Annotated in this window: 12 protein-coding genes; 10 read left to right on the top strand and 2 right to left on the bottom strand. The window is 71.0% G+C overall.

Features of this window, described 5'->3' with window-relative positions; genetic code table 11:
• The first annotated feature begins 17 nt into the window (after positions 1-17).
• Positions 18-650: an alpha/beta hydrolase gene (locus ASC54_RS05390; RefSeq protein ID WP_055897156.1), complete on the top strand. Its 633-nt coding sequence runs from the start codon at positions 18-20 to the stop codon at positions 648-650.
• 70 nt (positions 651-720) lie between these two features.
• Here the strand turns inward: ASC54_RS05390 and ASC54_RS05385 are convergent, their stop codons facing one another.
• Positions 721-2,883, bottom strand: coding sequence for a DUF1349 domain-containing protein (locus ASC54_RS05385; RefSeq protein WP_162242494.1), 2,163 nt, complete (start codon positions 2,881-2,883; stop codon positions 721-723).
• Positions 2,884-3,307: 424 nt separating this feature from the next.
• Here ASC54_RS05385 and ASC54_RS05380 point away from each other — a divergent pair, with 424 nt between their 5' ends.
• From ASC54_RS05380 to ASC54_RS05355, 6 genes are read left to right on the top strand one after another with little or no spacing between them, the layout of a single operon-like run.
• The gene (locus tag ASC54_RS05380) at positions 3,308-4,351 is read left to right on the top strand and encodes a LacI family DNA-binding transcriptional regulator (RefSeq protein ID WP_055897150.1); all 1,044 of its coding nucleotides are present in this window, start codon (positions 3,308-3,310) and stop codon (positions 4,349-4,351) included.
• Complete coding sequence (locus ASC54_RS05375) at positions 4,348-5,958, top strand: FAD-dependent oxidoreductase (RefSeq protein ID WP_055897148.1); 1,611 nt, start codon at positions 4,348-4,350, stop codon at positions 5,956-5,958. The genes ASC54_RS05380 and ASC54_RS05375 overlap by 4 nt, the downstream gene beginning before the upstream one ends.
• 19 nt (positions 5,959-5,977) lie before the next feature.
• Positions 5,978-7,267, top strand: a complete 1,290-nt coding sequence (locus ASC54_RS05370; protein WP_055897145.1) for a sugar ABC transporter substrate-binding protein — start codon at positions 5,978-5,980, stop codon at positions 7,265-7,267.
• A gap of 2 nt (positions 7,268-7,269) precedes the next feature.
• A complete protein-coding gene (locus ASC54_RS05365) occupies positions 7,270-8,223 on the top strand; it encodes a carbohydrate ABC transporter permease (RefSeq protein WP_055856692.1) in 954 nt (317 codons plus the stop codon).
• Positions 8,213-9,094, top strand: a complete 882-nt coding sequence (locus tag ASC54_RS05360; protein WP_082514863.1) for a carbohydrate ABC transporter permease — start codon at positions 8,213-8,215, stop codon at positions 9,092-9,094. The genes ASC54_RS05365 and ASC54_RS05360 overlap by 11 nt, the downstream gene beginning before the upstream one ends.
• A 41-nt stretch (positions 9,095-9,135) precedes the next feature.
• Positions 9,136-9,630, top strand: a complete 495-nt coding sequence (locus ASC54_RS05355; protein WP_055856696.1) for a hypothetical protein — start codon at positions 9,136-9,138, stop codon at positions 9,628-9,630.
• A gap of 249 nt (positions 9,631-9,879) precedes the next feature.
• Here ASC54_RS05355 and rsmI read toward each other — a convergent pair whose 3' ends face one another.
• The gene (gene rsmI / locus ASC54_RS05350) at positions 9,880-10,695 is read right to left on the bottom strand and encodes a 16S rRNA (cytidine(1402)-2'-O)-methyltransferase (RefSeq protein WP_055856698.1); all 816 of its coding nucleotides are present in this window, start codon (positions 10,693-10,695) and stop codon (positions 9,880-9,882) included.
• Between the two features lie 83 nt (positions 10,696-10,778).
• Between rsmI and ASC54_RS05345 the strand changes: the two genes are divergently transcribed.
• The 3 genes from ASC54_RS05345 to ASC54_RS05335 all read left to right on the top strand — a co-directional run bounded on the left by ASC54_RS05345 (position 10,779) and on the right by ASC54_RS05335 (position 14,692).
• A complete protein-coding gene (locus tag ASC54_RS05345) occupies positions 10,779-12,413 on the top strand; it encodes a dolichyl-phosphate-mannose--protein mannosyltransferase (protein WP_055897142.1) in 1,635 nt (544 codons plus the stop codon).
• A 364-nt stretch (positions 12,414-12,777) separates the two neighbouring features.
• Positions 12,778-14,073, top strand: coding sequence for an O-acetylhomoserine aminocarboxypropyltransferase/cysteine synthase family protein (locus tag ASC54_RS05340; protein ID WP_055897140.1), 1,296 nt, complete (start codon positions 12,778-12,780; stop codon positions 14,071-14,073).
• Position 14,074: 1 nt separating this feature from the next.
• The gene (locus ASC54_RS05335; RefSeq protein WP_055897137.1) at positions 14,075-14,692 is read left to right on the top strand and encodes a CoA-binding protein; all 618 of its coding nucleotides are present in this window, start codon (positions 14,075-14,077) and stop codon (positions 14,690-14,692) included.
• The last annotated feature ends 67 nt before the right edge of the window (positions 14,693-14,759 follow it).

The raw sequence follows: 14,759 nt of genomic DNA, 5'->3' as shown, positions 1-14,759 counted from the left end.
CGCGTAGCGTTTTCCGCGTGAGCAGACCTCCCCACATCATCGTCCTCCCCGGCGGCGGGTACTGGCGTCATGCCGACCACGAGCGCGCCCCCGTCATCGAGTGGCTCGAGTCCCTCGGCCTCGAGGCGAGCGAGCTTCTGTACCCGGTGAAGACGCAGCACCCTGCCCCGCTCGATGCCGTGCGGGCGCGAGTGGACGAGCTGCGCGCGCGCGGCGTCGAGCGCCTCGGCATCATCGGGTTCTCAGCGGGCGGGCACCTGGCGGGGCACGCCGCGGTGTCGGGGCTCGTCGACGCGGCCATCCTCTGCTACCCCGTGGTCTCGATGGAGACGGAGACGCACGCCGATTCGCAGCGCTGGCTCGCCGGAGAGAACGCCGCTGACGAGCGACGCCGCGCTCTCTCGATCGACCGACTCGTCACCGCGGCGATGCCGCCCACCTTCGTCTGGCACACCGCGGAGGACGCCTCGGTGCGCGTCGAGCATGCGTACCGCCTGGGTGCCGCCCTCGCGGAACATGAGGTTCCCCACGCGCTGCACGTCTATCCGCACGGGAGGCACGGCCTCGGGCTCGCGCATGGTGAGGGCGCGGCCGCGCGGTGGTCTGAGGAGTGCGCGGGCTGGTTGCGGGAGCTGGGCTGGGTCAACTGATCTCGAGCGCGCGCGAGGCGTGCCGAGATGGCTGAGGGGGTGCGCCCAGGCGCGCACCCCCTCAGGTCTGTCATCGACCGGGACTGCGCCAGCGGAACCAGTCGAATCGGGCATCCGTCGGCGAGGCGGCGGTCGCGCCGTGGATGGCGACCGGGCCGATCGTCGCCAGCGGGAGCTCTTCAACCGGAATCCGTCGACCCATCGGAGTGAAGAGCACGCCGTCGTGCGAGATGCTCGCGGTGATGTAGCGCTCGTCGCTCGACAGTCGCAACCAGAATCCGGCAGCCGTGCCCGAACCCGGTCCTCGCGTGTCGACCGACGTCGACGGCCGGTCGACTCCTTCGTGACGCCAGGCGAAGTCGACGACGAGCCCGGCGCTCGCGCGACCGAGCACGAGCTTCGCGTAGTCATCACCGTCGCTCCTCAGCAGAAGCCCGCCCTGCTGGAACGGCTGCGTCGGGTCGATCTGGATGCGCGTGGTCACCGCCCACGGGGCGCTCGCCGGGACCGGCTGCGCCAGAAGCGGCGCACCGGAGATGCCCGCCGCGACCGTCGGCATGACGAGCTGGCCGTTCTCGAGCCGGTAGGTCGACGTCGACGGTCGGATGGGCCACGTCGAGCTCGACAGCGATGCTGCGGCGAATTCGTCGGAGCCGCTGCCCGCGCTCGCCGCTGTCGGCCCGCCGAGCGCGCACGCGTCGCGCTGCGCATCGGACGGCGTGAATCGCGCCCAGCGGAACGACGCCTCGGTCGCTGCGCCGCCCGTCGCTCCCTGCAGTGCGACCGGGCCGATGCGCGTCGCGGCGACCTCCGCGAGCGGTACCGCGCCGCCGAGCGGCTGGAAGCGATCGCCATCCGTCGAGTAGCGCGCTCGCACGGACGAGCCGTCGCTCACGAGGCGCAGCCACACGGGCTCGCCCGCGATGTCCTCCGATGGAGCGAACCCCACCCCGATGGATTGCTCGGTCCCGTTCTTCCTCCACGTGAATTCGAAGCGCTCGCCGCTCGAGCTCTGCGCGAGTGCGAGCTTCGCGTAGGTCGAGTCAGTTCCGTGCAGGAGGATTCCGCCCTGCTGATACGCGGTCTGCGGGTCCACGCGGACCTCGGCCGTGTACTCCCACGCTCCGCTGGGCAGCGAGCGCTGCACGAGCGGGGCGCCCGCGACGCCGGCCGCATAGGTCGGGATGACGAGCTCGCCGCCCTCGACGCGATGGGCTGTTGCGACGCCCGCGCGATTCGTGACGGTCCAGCTCGACCCGAGCGCCGACCCGCGGAACTCGTCTGACCCTGTCCCGGGGCAGCTGTCGTGCAACGGCGCCGACGGATCGAGCTTCGCCCAGCGCACGGTCTCGTTCGTGCCGGCGCCACCCTGATTGCCCGTGTAGAAGAGGTAGGTGCCGGTCTCATCGGTGATGATCTCGGGCGACTTCACGCCACCGACGTCTCCGCTGATGCCCGTGGACTCGTGGAGCACGATCGGCTCGCCGATGTCGGTGAAGGTGGAGTTCACCGTCCGGGCGATCGTCTTGCCGTTGGACCCGTGGTAGACGACGTAGTTCTGACCGTTCCAGGTCCAGAGGTTGCCGCCGGAGACCTGCGCGCCTGCGACCGAGTCGCCGGTGATCACGAAGTCTGGTCGCACCGTCCAGTTCCGACCATCTGCCGACTCGGCAAGGCGGACTCGCCTCGTGTAGGTCGGGTCACCGCGGTGGTCCATGTAGAGCATGCCCCACTTCACCTGGCTGGTCGGCGCGGGGTGGATGAACACCCGGCCGTACGATCGCTCGGTGATCGTCTCGCCGACTGCGACGCCGTTCTTGATGATCGTGTTGCCGTCCTGGGAATTGAGCGCCTCGCCGCCGTAGGTGAAGGTGATGCCGTCGCTCGAGGTCGCCCACCGCGTGGTGTAGTTCTCGCCGTGGAAGTACAGGTACATCAGCCCGTCCGTCGGGTTCCAGATGGGATCCGGACCCGAGACGTGATCCACGTCGTAGTAGACCTGGCCCGAGCCGTCGTTCTTCTCCCATCGATTGTCGATCAGCGGGGTCGAGCCGTACTGCGTCCACGGGCCCTCGAGGGAGTCGGAGTAGAGCAGGATGATGCCGCCCGGCCTGTCGTGCGGCGCCGTGTAGAGGTAGTAGCGCCCAAGCGGATTCTCGAGCTCGGTGGTCTCGATGACCCCCGGGAAGATGTACTCGTAGTTCGTCGGGTTGGGCTTCCACTTGATCGTCACGGGATCGGTGATCACTCCCCCGTGACGCCACGAGGGCAGCGGGTCGGCAACGGTCGGGGCGGGTGGGTGCGTGGCACTCGCGGGCGGTCCGCCGGGAACGACGGTGGCAGCGAGAACGATCGCGATGGCCGCGGCGACGATGCGCCCGGTTCGCTCTCGACGGGACGATGGCATGACGGTCTCCTCATGAGGCGCCGCGGCGACATCGTCGTCGCCCCCATACGGCGGCCTCTCGAGAACCGGAGCGAATCTCCCGAACGCTAATGCGCATTAGCACCCGATTCGAGATCACGGTAACCCGAGTGCCGGGTCGAGAGCAAGCGTCGCGGAAGTCGGACTGGACAGGAGTGGTAATGCGCATTAGCATCACCTCAACGCCCCGCTAATACGGATTAGCACCCTCCCCACGAAGGATGACCCGCGCATGACCGCCCCCGGCAAGACCAAGATGACCCAGCGCCGCATCGCCGAGCTCGCCGGCGTGAGCCAGGCGACGGTCTCCCTCGTGCTCAACGGCAAGGCCGACAGCGACGCACGCATCCCCGAGGCGACGCGACAGCGCGTGCTCGATGTGATCGCCGGCACGTCCTACGTCGCCGACCCTGCCGCTCGCCGGCTTGCCGGGGTGGGCAACAAGATCCTCGGCGTCTTCACCTACGAGCCCGCCTTCCCGAGCGGAAGCATCGACTTCTACACACCGCTGCTGACCGGCATCGAGGCCGAGGCCGAGCAGCACGGCTGCGACCTCCTCGTCTTCACGAGCGCTCCCGTCGAGAACGGACGACGCCGGCTCTTCCACGAGAACAACCGCCTCGGGCTCGCCGACGGCGCGCTGCTGCTCGGACGCGAGATGGACCCGGTCGAGCTCGAACGACTCGTCGACATGCAGTTCCCCTTCGTCGCGATCGGTCGCCGCGACGTCCCGGGCGTGCCTTACGTCGGCGTGGACTACGCCGCCGGCACGGCCGAGCTCGTCCGCCGAGCCGTGGCGCTCGGCCATCGACGCCTCGCGCTGCTGCACCTCGACTCGACGGCCGAATCGGTGCTCGACCGGCAGCGAGGATTCCGCGAGGAGGTGGCTGCGCACGCGGACATCCGGGTCTGGAGCGGCCCGACCCGCGGCGACGATCTCGTCGGCGCCTGGACCCGCATCCGCGACTTCCGCCCCACCGTGCTGTTCGTCGAATCGCCCGACCACGCCGCCGAGCTCCGGCGGATCGCCATCGATGACGGCGTCGAGATCCCTCGCGAAGTGTCGATCGTCGTGCTCGGCGAGGTCGCCGTACACGACGCACTCGCGGTCGACTTCACCCGATTGAGCCCGCCTCGCGTCCAGCTCGGCGCCGACGCCGTCGCGCTGCTCACGCGCATCCTCGACCCGGACGACGAACCGACCGACGCCGACCTCCGCCGCCTGCTCGACTGCGACATCACCGACGGCTCGACGCTCGTGGCGGTGGTCGAATGAGCCACCGCACCCTCCGCTGCGACGTGCTCGTGGTCGGCGGCGGCATGGGCGGCGTCGCCGCCGCGCTCGCCGCGGCGAGCGCCGGCCGGAGCGTCGTGCTCACCGAGGAGTTTGCGTGGCTCGGCGGCCAGCTCACGAGCCAGGCCGTCCCCATGGACGAGCACACGTGGGTCGAGCAGTTCGGCGTGAGCGCGACCTATCGCCGACTGCGCGAGGGAATCCGCGACTACTACCGCCGCAACTATCCGCTCACCGCGCGGGCTCGCGCCGATCTCGCCCTCAACCCCGGCGCCGGGCTCGTGAGCCGCCTCTGCGCCGAGCCGCGCGTCGGCGCCGCCGTCATCGACGAGCTGCTCGCCCCGTGGCGCTCGTCCGACCGGCTCACCGTCCTGCAGCCGTACCGGCCGATCGAGGCTGCCACCGACGGCGACGATGTGCGATCGGTAACGCTCGAGCACCTGTCGACGGGTGATCGCATCGAGATCGAGGCCGCGTACATCCTCGACGCCACGGAGCTCGGCGACCTGCTGCCGCTCACGGGCACCGAGTACGTGACCGGGTTCGAATCGAGCGCCGAGACGGGCGAGCCGAGCGCACCCTCCGAGGCGCAGCCCGACAACCAGCAGGCCATCAGCTGGTGCTTCGTCGTCGACCACGTCGACGGCGACCGGACGATCGATCGACCGCACGACTACGACCACTGGCGATCGCTCCAGCCCGAGTTCTGGGGCGCGCCGATGCTCTCCCTCACCGGGCCCGACCCGCGGACGCTCGAGCAAGTCACGCGCACCTTCACGCCGAACCAGCACGACGACCCGGACGGCATGATCGCCGACCAGCGGGCGAGCGGCGGTGACCGCGAGCTCTGGACCTTCCGCCGCATCGCCGCGCGGGCGCAATTCACCGGCGGCCTCTACCCGAGCGACATCGTGCTCGTGAACTGGCCGATGATCGACTACCTCGGCGGCACCGTCATCGACAACCCCGACGCCGAGCGGCACTTCGAGGGCGCCAGGCGCCAGTCGCTGTCGATGTTCTACTGGCTGCAGACCGAGGCCCCGCGCCCGGATGGCGGCACGGGATGGCCGGGCCTCCGCCTGCGCGGCGACGTGACCGGAACCGATGACGGATTCGCGCAAGCGGCGTACATCCGCGAATCGCGTCGCATCCGCGCCCAGGTGACGGTCCGCGAGCAGGATCTCTCGATCGCGATCAGGGGCCACGGCCGCCCCGCGCGATTCTCCGACTCGGTCGGTGTCGGCATGTACCGCATCGACCTGCACCCCTCCACGGGAGGGGACAACTACATCGACGTCGCTTCGGCGCCGTTCGAGATCCCCCTCGGTGCGCTCATTCCGGTTCGGACCCGGAATCTGCTCGCCGCGGGAAAGAACGTCGGTACGACTCACATCACCAATGGAGCCTTCCGACTCCATCCGGTGGAGTGGAGCATCGGCGAGGCGGCGGGCTGGCTAGCGGCCTTCTGCCTGGACCGTGCGGTGGATCCCCGCGCGGTCCGCTCCACTCCTCGACTGCTCGAGGAGTTCCAATCCCTTCTCCACCGCTCCGGCGTCGAGCTGCACTGGCCCGACGTCGAGGGCTACTGACACCCAAGAGGAGCAACTCATGAGATCAGCGAAGATGCTGACCATCACCGGCGTGCTGGCCGCGTCGGCGATGACGCTCGCCGCGTGCGCCGCGGCCGAGCCCACGGCCGTCGAGCCGGAAGGCCCGGTCGACCTGCGCATGACGGTCTGGACGGCCAACGAGGACCACCTGGCCCTCTTCGACTCCATCGCCGAGGCCTACATGGCCGAGAACGAGAACGTCACGTCGATCACCTTCGACCCACTGCCGTTCGAGGACTACACCACGACCATCACGACGCAGATCGCGGGCGGCAACGCCCCGGACCTCGCGTGGGTGCTCGAGAACGCCGCGCTCGACTTCGTCGGCAGCGGCGCCCTGCTCGACCTCGCCCCGACCTTCGAGGAGGCGGAGGGCTTCGACTACGACGACCTCACCGACTCGGCGACCGGGCTGTGGCGCGACGGAGAGGGCCTCTACGCCTACCCGTTCTCGACCTCGCCCATGGCGATCTTCTCGAACACGACCCTTCTCGCCGAGGCGGGCGTGCCGAGCGCGAGCGAGCAGGTCGCCGCCGGCGACTGGAACTGGGAGGAGGTCGCCGCGAACGGCGCCGCCGTGAAGGCCGCGACGGGCAAGGCCGGCTTCATCGTCCGCGACTTCGAGTACCAGCAGTGGGATCTCCTCTCGACGGTCTGGAACGGCTGGGGCGCGCAGCCCTGGAACGACGAGCGCACCGAGTGCACGATGGACTCCGACGAGATGGTCGACGCGTTCGAATTCCTGCACGAGGCCGCGTTCGAGACCGGCGCGATGCCCGGCCCCGGCACGACCGCCGACTTCTTCGCCGGCGAGGTCGCCTACACGGTGACCCAGATCTCGCGGGCCGCGCTGCTCGGCGAAGCCGGGTTCGAGTGGGAGCTCCACCCGCTGCCGGCGGGCCCCGCGGGCGAGTACTCGGTCTTCGGGCAGGCGGGCATCGGCGTCATCGCCGACAGCCCCAACGCGCAAGCCGCAGCCGACTTCCTCGCGTTCTTCACCAACCCGGAGAACTCGCGCCAGCTCGCGCAGTACTTCCCGCCGCCGCGGGCGTCGCTGCTCACCGGCGAGACGCTCGCGCAGACCAACCCCCTGCTGAGCGCCGAGCAGCTCGACGCGGTCGTCGTCGACGGCATCGCAACGGGTGTCACTCGCCCGACGATCGAGGGCTCCGCCGAGATCCAGCAGGCGGTGCGCGCCCAGCTCGACGCGCTCTGGACGCCGGACGCGGACATCCCCGCGGTTCTGACGTCGGTGTGCGACGCGATGCAGCCGCTCATCCAGGGCTGACCGTGACCCTCACCGCTGTTCGCGCGCTCCCGAGCCGGGCTCCGGCCCGGCCCGGGGGCGCGCCCCGGCGGCGGCCCCACCGGCATCGCCGGCAGGATGCGCTCGTCGGCTACCTCTTCATCGCCCCGCAGGCGCTCGGCATCGTCGCCTTCGTGCTCGTGCCGCTCGGCCTCATCGCCTACTACAGCGCCCACGAGTGGAACGTGCTCGCGGGCACCTTCCGCTTCGTCGGCACCGAGAATTTCGAGCGCCTGTTCACCGACCCGCAGCTCGGTGGCGTGCTCCAGGCCACGACGATCTTCTCGATCGCGCTCGTCATCGCGAATCTCACGCTCGCCCTCGTACTCGCCCTCCTCCTCAACCGGCGGATGCGCGGGGTCGGATTCTTCCGGACGGTGTTCTTCTCCCCCGTCGTCGTCTCGCTCGTCGCCTGGACGATCGTCTGGGGCTTCCTGCTGCAGGCCGACGGAGGCATCAACGGGATGCTCGCCACGATCGGCATCGAGGGCCCGAACTGGCTCCGCGAGGGACCGACGGCCATGGCCAGCGTCGTCATCGTGCAGGTGTTCAAGAACGTCGGCCTGAACATGGTGCTGTTCCTGGCCGCGCTGCAGGGCGTGCCTCACGAGCTCTTCGAGGCCGCTCGCGTCGACGGTGCCCGCCCGTCCACGATCTTCTGGCGCATCACCTTCCCGATGATCTCGCCGACGATCCTGCTCACCGTCATCATCACGATCGTCGGCTCGCTGCAGGTGTTCGCGCAGATCGCCGTGCTCACCCAGGGCGGGCCGGGCACCTCGACGACCGTGCTCGTCTACTACCTCTTCCAGCAGGCGTTCCAGTTCGGCAAGTTCGGCTACGGCTCCGTCCTCGCCATCCTGCTGTTCCTCATCGTGCTCGTCCTGACGATCGTGCAGTGGATGCTGCGCCGGAAGTGGGTCTTCCATGAGAACTGAGACGGCCCCCGACGTGAGCCGCGCCTCCCGCCGCTCGCGTCGCCGCACCCTGTCGTATCTCGCGTTCTACGCGACCATGACCGTGCTCGCCGTGCCCTTCGTCTTCCCGACCTGGTGGATGATCACCTCGAGCTTCAAGCCGATCACCGAGATCTTCGCCTTCCCGCCGACGCTCGTGCCGGAGAACCCGACGATCCAGCCCTTCCTCGACGTGTTCGCACTTCAGCCGTTCGCCCAGCAGTACTGGAACTCGGCCTACATCGCGATCGTCGTCACGATCGGCACGATGCTCGTGTCGTCGCTCGCCGGGTACGCGTTCGCGCGCATCCAGTTCCCGGGGGCCAACGCGATCTTCCTCGTCGTGCTCGTCGGGCTGCTGATCCCCGCCGAGGTGACGATCGTCCCGCTGTTCCAGATGTTCAACGGCCTCGGGCTGATCGACACGCACTGGCCGATCATCCTCGTGTCGACTTTCGGCGCACCGAGCGTGCTGACGACGTTCATCATGCGCCAGTTCTTCCTCTCGCTGCCGGTCGAGCTCGAGGAGGCAGCGCGCCTCGACGGGCTCAACCGGTTCTCCATCTGGTGGCGGATCGCCATGCCGCTCGCTCGGCCCGCCCTCGCGGCCGTCGCGATCTTCTCGTTCCTCCACGTATGGAACCTGTACCTCGAGCCGACCGTGTATCTGCAGTCGACCGAACTGTTCACGCTCCCCGTCGCGCTCACGCGATTCACCGACGCCTACGGCGGAGCGCTCTGGAACGTGCAGCTCGCGGCGGCGACCATGACCGCGGTGCCCGTGCTGCTCGTCTTCATCGTCGCGCAGCGGCAGTTCGTCGAGGGGCTCGCGCACACCGGGCTCAAGGGCTGAGCCGACGGTCGGGGCGAGCGGGGTCGCGTAGCGTTCTGAGCGTGAGACGCGACCCGACCCGCCCGGCCCGGCCACGGGCATCCCGCGCGATCGCCGTCGGCGCGGTCATCGCGACCGTCGCGGTGCTGGGCGGATGCTCGGGCCCGCCTCCTGACCAGAACGCCGAGCTGAGCGGGTGCCTGGTCGGCGATCGCGGCACCCTCGCCCTCGGAGTGACCAACTCGGCCGGCGAGCCGCTCGAGATCACCGGGGTCGAGCTCGCCGAGGCCGAAGGCGTCGCGGTCGTCGACCGGTTCATCGCGATCGACCCGGAGGCGCGGGCGACGCCCGTGCTGTTCGAGTCGGAGGGGCGCGGTGGGTTCGACGGCGTCGACCTCGCCGACGCGAGCATCGAGCCGGGCGCCGCCGCGTTCGTCGGCATCGAGGTCGAGCGCACGGGCGCCGCCGAGGGCCGCGTGAACGGCGTCGTCATCACGACGGACGAGCGCGAGACGATCGCGCCCGTGCGCCTCGTGCTGCTCGACGACTGCGGGTAAGCGCGAGGCGCGGGCGCGGCCCGTGCGAGCCGTGCGAGCCGTGCGAGCCGTGCGACCCAACGATGCGCCGGATTGGTGAGAATGCGCGGGATCAATGTGGCGCATCGTCATCAAACTGACGCATTGTCAGAGGGGTCGGTGCGGGACAGCGCGGGGGCGGCGGGGGCGGGACAACGCGGGGGCGGCGGGGACGGGACAGCTCGGGGGCGGCGGGCCCGGGCGCGCGGCGCGGAAGCCGCGCGCCCGCGCCTACCCGCGCCGGGCCGCCAGCGCGGCCTCGTAGAGCTCGCGCGTGCCGAGCCCGGTGGCGGCGGCGACGGCCGACGCCGCATCCTTCAGCCGCTCGCCAGCCGCCGCACGCGCGACGACCTCCGCCACCGCGCCGGGCAGGTCGCCCGACCGCGCGGGCGCGCCCTCGACGACGACGACGATCTCGCCGCGGGCTCCGTCGGCGTAGCGGTCGGCGAGCTCGGCGAGGGTGCCGCGTGCGACCTCCTCGAACCTCTTGGTGAGCTCGCGGCAGACGGCGGCGCGGCGGTCGGCTCCGAAGGCGTCGCGCAGGTCGGCGAGCGCCGCTCCGATGCGGTGGGGCGCCTCGAAGAAGATGAGGGTGCGCTGCTCGGCGGCGAGCGCCGCGAGCGACCCGGCCCGCCCCTTGCGCGGCAGGAACCCCTCGAACGCGAACCGGTCGGTCGGCAGCCCGCTCAGCACGAGCGCCATGAGTACGGCGCTCGGCCCAGGCAGGGCGGTGACACCGACCCCGGCTGCGATCGCGGTCTCGACGAGCACGTAGCCGGGGTCGCTGATGCCGGGCATGCCCGCGTCGGTGAGCACGACGACGTCGGTGTCGCGGGCCCGCTCGACGAGCTCGGCGGAGCGCGCGCGCTCGTTGTGCTCGTGCAGGGCGAGCAGCTGCGGCCGGTTCTCGATGCCGAGGGCGCGCAGCAGGTGGGCCGTCGTGCGGGTGTCCTCCGCGACGACGAGCTCGGCCGCCTCGAGGGTCTCGATGAGCCGCCGCGACGCGTCGCCGAGGTTGCCGATGGGGGTGGCGGCGAGCACGATCATCCGGTCATCCTCCCACTCGAGCGCCCGGGGCGGCCCGGAGCGGGCGGGGTCCTGCCCGGGGCGGGCGCGGCTAGCATGAGCGCGTGACGCGAGCCGAACCCACGACCGCACCCTCGGGGGTCGGTGGCGGGATGCCCGGCTCGCGCCTCGACGAGCGCTGGGCCGCGGCATCCCCCGCCGCCCGCCGCGCGGTGCGCATCGCCGCACCGACGCTCGTGCTCGGCGTCGCGGCCGCCACGCGCCTGATCGGGCTCGACGAGCCGCGGACGCTCGTGTTCGACGAGACCTACTACGTGAAGGATGCGCTGAGCCTGCTGCAGCTCGGCTACGAGGGCCGCTGGCCGGAGGGCGCGAACGAGGCCTTCGCGGCGGGCGAGCCCGGCGCGGTGGGCCCGGAGGCGGCGTTCGTCGCGCACCCGCCGCTCGGCAAGTGGATCATCGCGCTCGGCCTCGCCGCGCTCGGGCCCGACTCGCCCGTCGGCTGGCGCATCGCGACGGCGCTCGCGGGCGTCGCGGTCGTCGGGATCGTCATGCTCATCGCGTTCCGGCTGTGGCGGTCGGTGGGGCTCGCGAGCCTCGCCGGGGGGTTCGTCGCGATCGACGGCAACGCGATCGTCATGAGCCGCGTCGCGCTGCTCGACGGGCTGCTGACGCTCGTCGTGCTCATCGCGGTGCTCTTCGTGATCCTCGACCGGCGCGGGAGCCATCATCGGCTGCGAGAGTGGCTCGCCCGACGACGATTCGAGGGGCGTGCGACCGACTGGGGGCCCGTGCTGTGGGGGCGGCCCTGGCTCATCGCGGCCGGCGTCGCGTTCGGCATCGCCGTCTCGATCAAGTGGAGCGCCCTCTACCTGCTCGCCGCGTTCGCCGTGCTCACCGTCGCCGCCGACGCCCTCGACCGCCGCAGCGCGGGCGTCGCGCTGTGGGCCTCGGGCACGCTCCTGCGGCAGGCTCCGGCGAGCGCGCTGCTCGTCCTGCCCGCGGCGCTCGCCGCGCATCTGGTGACGTGGACGGGCTGGTTCCTGTCGAGCGACGGTTACGACCGGCAGTGGATCGCGTCGGGCGGCGAGCGATGGTCGGGCATCCTCGCCTGGGTGCCCGACGCGGTGCAGAACCTGTGGCACTACCAGGCGTCCGTGTACGGGTATCACGTGGGCGAGTCGAGCCCGCACGCGTACGAGGCGCCCGCGCTCGGCTGGCCGCTGCTACTGCGCCCCACCTACATGCACTACGTCGATCAGGGCGACGGCACGGCCGTCGCGATCACGGGAATTCCGAATCCGCTGCTGTGGTGGGCGTCGGTCGCGGCCGTGATCGTGCTGGTGATCGGATGCCTCCTGGCGGCCGTCGCGGCGGCGCGCGGAACCGGCGCCCGCGCCGCGATCGCGCCGTTCGGCTCCCCGTGGGCCCTCGCCGTAATCCTGACCGGGGTGGCGGCGGGCTGGCTGCCGTGGCTGCTCTACCCGGAGCGCACGATGTTCTTCTTCTACACGGTCGTGCTGACGCCGTTCCTCGCGCTCGCGCTCGTGGCGGTGCTGCGTGCGGTGCTCGGCGGGCCCGCCGATCCGGCGCCCCGACGCCGGCTCGGCATCGCGGTCGTGGCCTCGCTCGTGGTCGCCGCCGTCGCGCTCAGCGTCTTCTTCCTGCCGCTGTGGACGGGCTCGCCCGTGCCGCTCGACTTCCTGCGCCTGCACTACTGGCTGCCGGGCTGGATCTGAGCTTCCGACACCCGAGGATCCTTTTCGCGACACCGTCTTCCGTGTGACCCGTTCGGGGGTTAGGTTGTCTGTACCCACCCGCCGCAGAACCTGGCAGACGCCCACCCCGCGTCGACGCCTCAGCGGCGATCCCCTCCTCGCGCCGTGCGCGGGGGCCACGATGTGACGCGATCCTGCCTGCCTGCCCCGAGGGTGCGGGGCGGTGGGGAGCTCGCGTTCGGGGGCGGGCGGAGTCGATCCGCCCGGGCGGTGCTCGATCGCGGTGGGGATCGCCGATCGAGCACCGCCGAACCCGCCCCGCGCACGCTACGGATTGTGACGCCGCCGACCGCCGCCGCACCCCGCCGCGACGTAGCCTGACTCCATGGCCGACCGCGACTATGGCTTCCGCACGCGCGCGCTCCACGCGGGCAACGTCCCCGACTCGGCGACCGGCGCTCGCGCCCTGCCGATCTACCAGTCGAGCGCGTTCGTCTTCGACGACGCCCAGGACGCCGCCGCGCGCTTCGCGCTGCAGAAGTACGGCAACATCTACAGCCGCCTCGCCAACCCGACCGTGGCGAGCTTCGAGGAGCGCATCGCGAGCCTCGAGGGGGGATTGGGGGCCGTGGCGACCTCCAGCGGGCTCTCCGCGCAGTTCGTGACCTTCGCATCCCTCGCCGGCGCCGGCGACCACATCGTCGCGAGCGCCAACCTCTACGGCGGATCGATCACGCAGCTCGACGTCACGCTGCGCCGCTTCGGCGTCGAGACGACCTTCATCGCGAGCGACGACCCGGCCGACTACGCCGCCGCGATCATCCCGGGGCGCACGAAGCTCGTGTTCGCCGAGACGATCGCGAACCCCAGCGGCGACATCGCCGACATCGCCGGGCTCGCCGACGTCGCCCACGCCGCCGACCTGCCCCTCATCATCGACTCGACCGTCGCGACGCCGTACCTGTGCCGCCCGATCGAGTGGGGAGCCGACGTCGTCGTGCACTCGGCGACGAAGTTCCTCGGCGGGCACGGCACGACCCTCGGCGGCGTCGTCGTCGAGTCGGGCCGCTTCGACTGGTCGAACCACAACTTCCCGCTGTTCGAGGAGACGGTGCCGCACTACGGCGGGCTCACCTGGTACGGCAACTTCGGCGAGTACGCCTTCCTGACGCGCCTGCGCGCCGAGCAGCTGCGCGACATCGGGCCGGCGCTCGCGCCGCACTCCGCCTTCCTGCTCGCCCAGGGCGTCGAGACCCTGCCGTACCGGATGCAGGCGCACGTCGACAACGCGCGCCGCGTCGCCGAGTGGCTCGAGGCCGACCCGCGCATCGAGCAGGTGCGCTGGGCCGGGCTGCCCTCGCACCGCCACCACGACCGCGCGGCGAAGTACCTGCCGATCGGGCCGAGCTCGGTCTTCTCGTTCGACGTCGCGGGCGGTCGCGCCGCGGGCGAGGCGCTCATCGAGAACGTGCAGCTCGCGAGCCACCTCGCCAACATCGGCGACGCGAAGACGCTCATCATCCACCCCGGCTCGACGACGCACGCGCAGCTCACCGAGCAGCAGCTGCACGCCTCGGGCATCGGCCCCGGCCTCGTGCGCCTCTCGGTCGGCATCGAGGACGTGGACGACATCATCTACGACCTCGATCAGGCGCTCGACGCGGCGCAGAAGGCGGTGTGACATGAGCGAGACGACGACGGATGCCGGGGGCGCGACGCCGACGGCGACGGCGACGGACAGCACCGAGACCGTCACCCTCGCGAACGGCCTCACCTGCGCGATCCCGGCGAGCTCGCCGCTCGCGAAGCTGCTGAAGTCGCAGCGGACCTGGGTGGGCCCGTCCGCGAAGGAGCGGCTGGGCATCCTGCGCCGGGCCAGGAGCGTCGCGATCGTCGGAGCCTCGCCGAACCCGGCCCGCAGCTCGTACTTCGTCGGCACCTACCTGCAGCAGTCGAGCGACTACCGCGTGTACTTCGTGAACCCGAACGCGACCGAGATCCTGGGCCGGCCCGCCTACCCCGACCTGGCGTCGCTGCCCGAGGTGCCCGACATCGTCGACGTGTTCCGGAAGGCGAGCGACATCCCCTCCGTCGTCGACGACGTCATCGCGGCGGGCGCCTCGACCATCTGGGTGCAGCTGGGCATCTGGAACGAGGAGGCCGCGATCGACGCCGAGAAGCGCGGGCTCACGGTCGTCATGGACCGCTGCATCAAGGTCGAGCACGCGCGCTTCCACGGCGGCCTGCACCTCATGGGCTTCGACACGGGAGTCATCAGCGCGAAGAAGCAGGTGCGCTGACGCCGATCGTCGGCGGGTCCGGTGGCGGCGCAGGCGCGCCGCATCGACGCGACCCCTAAGATCACGG

It is taken from the genome of Yonghaparkia sp. Root332 (assembly GCF_001425665.1).
Lineage (GTDB): Bacteria > Actinomycetota > Actinomycetes > Actinomycetales > Microbacteriaceae > Microcella.
Note: the sequence above shows the minus strand (reverse complement) of the source record. Positions and strands in the feature narration are given on the sequence as shown.

Bases quoted from the DNA above. Each gene is read 5' to 3' on its own strand.
- ASC54_RS05375 (WP_055897148.1), top strand. From the start codon at position 4,348: ATGAGCCACCGCACCCTCCGCTGCGACGTGCTCGTGGTCGGCGGCGGC.
- ASC54_RS05360 (WP_082514863.1), top strand. From the start codon at position 8,213: ATGAGAACTGAGACGGCCCCCGACGTGAGCCGCGCCTCCCGCCGCTCG.
- ASC54_RS05370 (WP_055897145.1), top strand. From the start codon at position 5,978: ATGAGATCAGCGAAGATGCTGACCATCACCGGCGTGCTGGCCGCGTCG.
- ASC54_RS05380 (WP_055897150.1), top strand. From the start codon at position 3,308: ATGACCGCCCCCGGCAAGACCAAGATGACCCAGCGCCGCATCGCCGAG.
- rsmI (WP_055856698.1), bottom strand. From the start codon at position 10,695: ATGATCGTGCTCGCCGCCACCCCCATCGGCAACCTCGGCGACGCGTCG.
- ASC54_RS05335 (WP_055897137.1), top strand. From the start codon at position 14,075: ATGAGCGAGACGACGACGGATGCCGGGGGCGCGACGCCGACGGCGACG.
- ASC54_RS05340 (WP_055897140.1), top strand. From the start codon at position 12,778: ATGGCCGACCGCGACTATGGCTTCCGCACGCGCGCGCTCCACGCGGGC.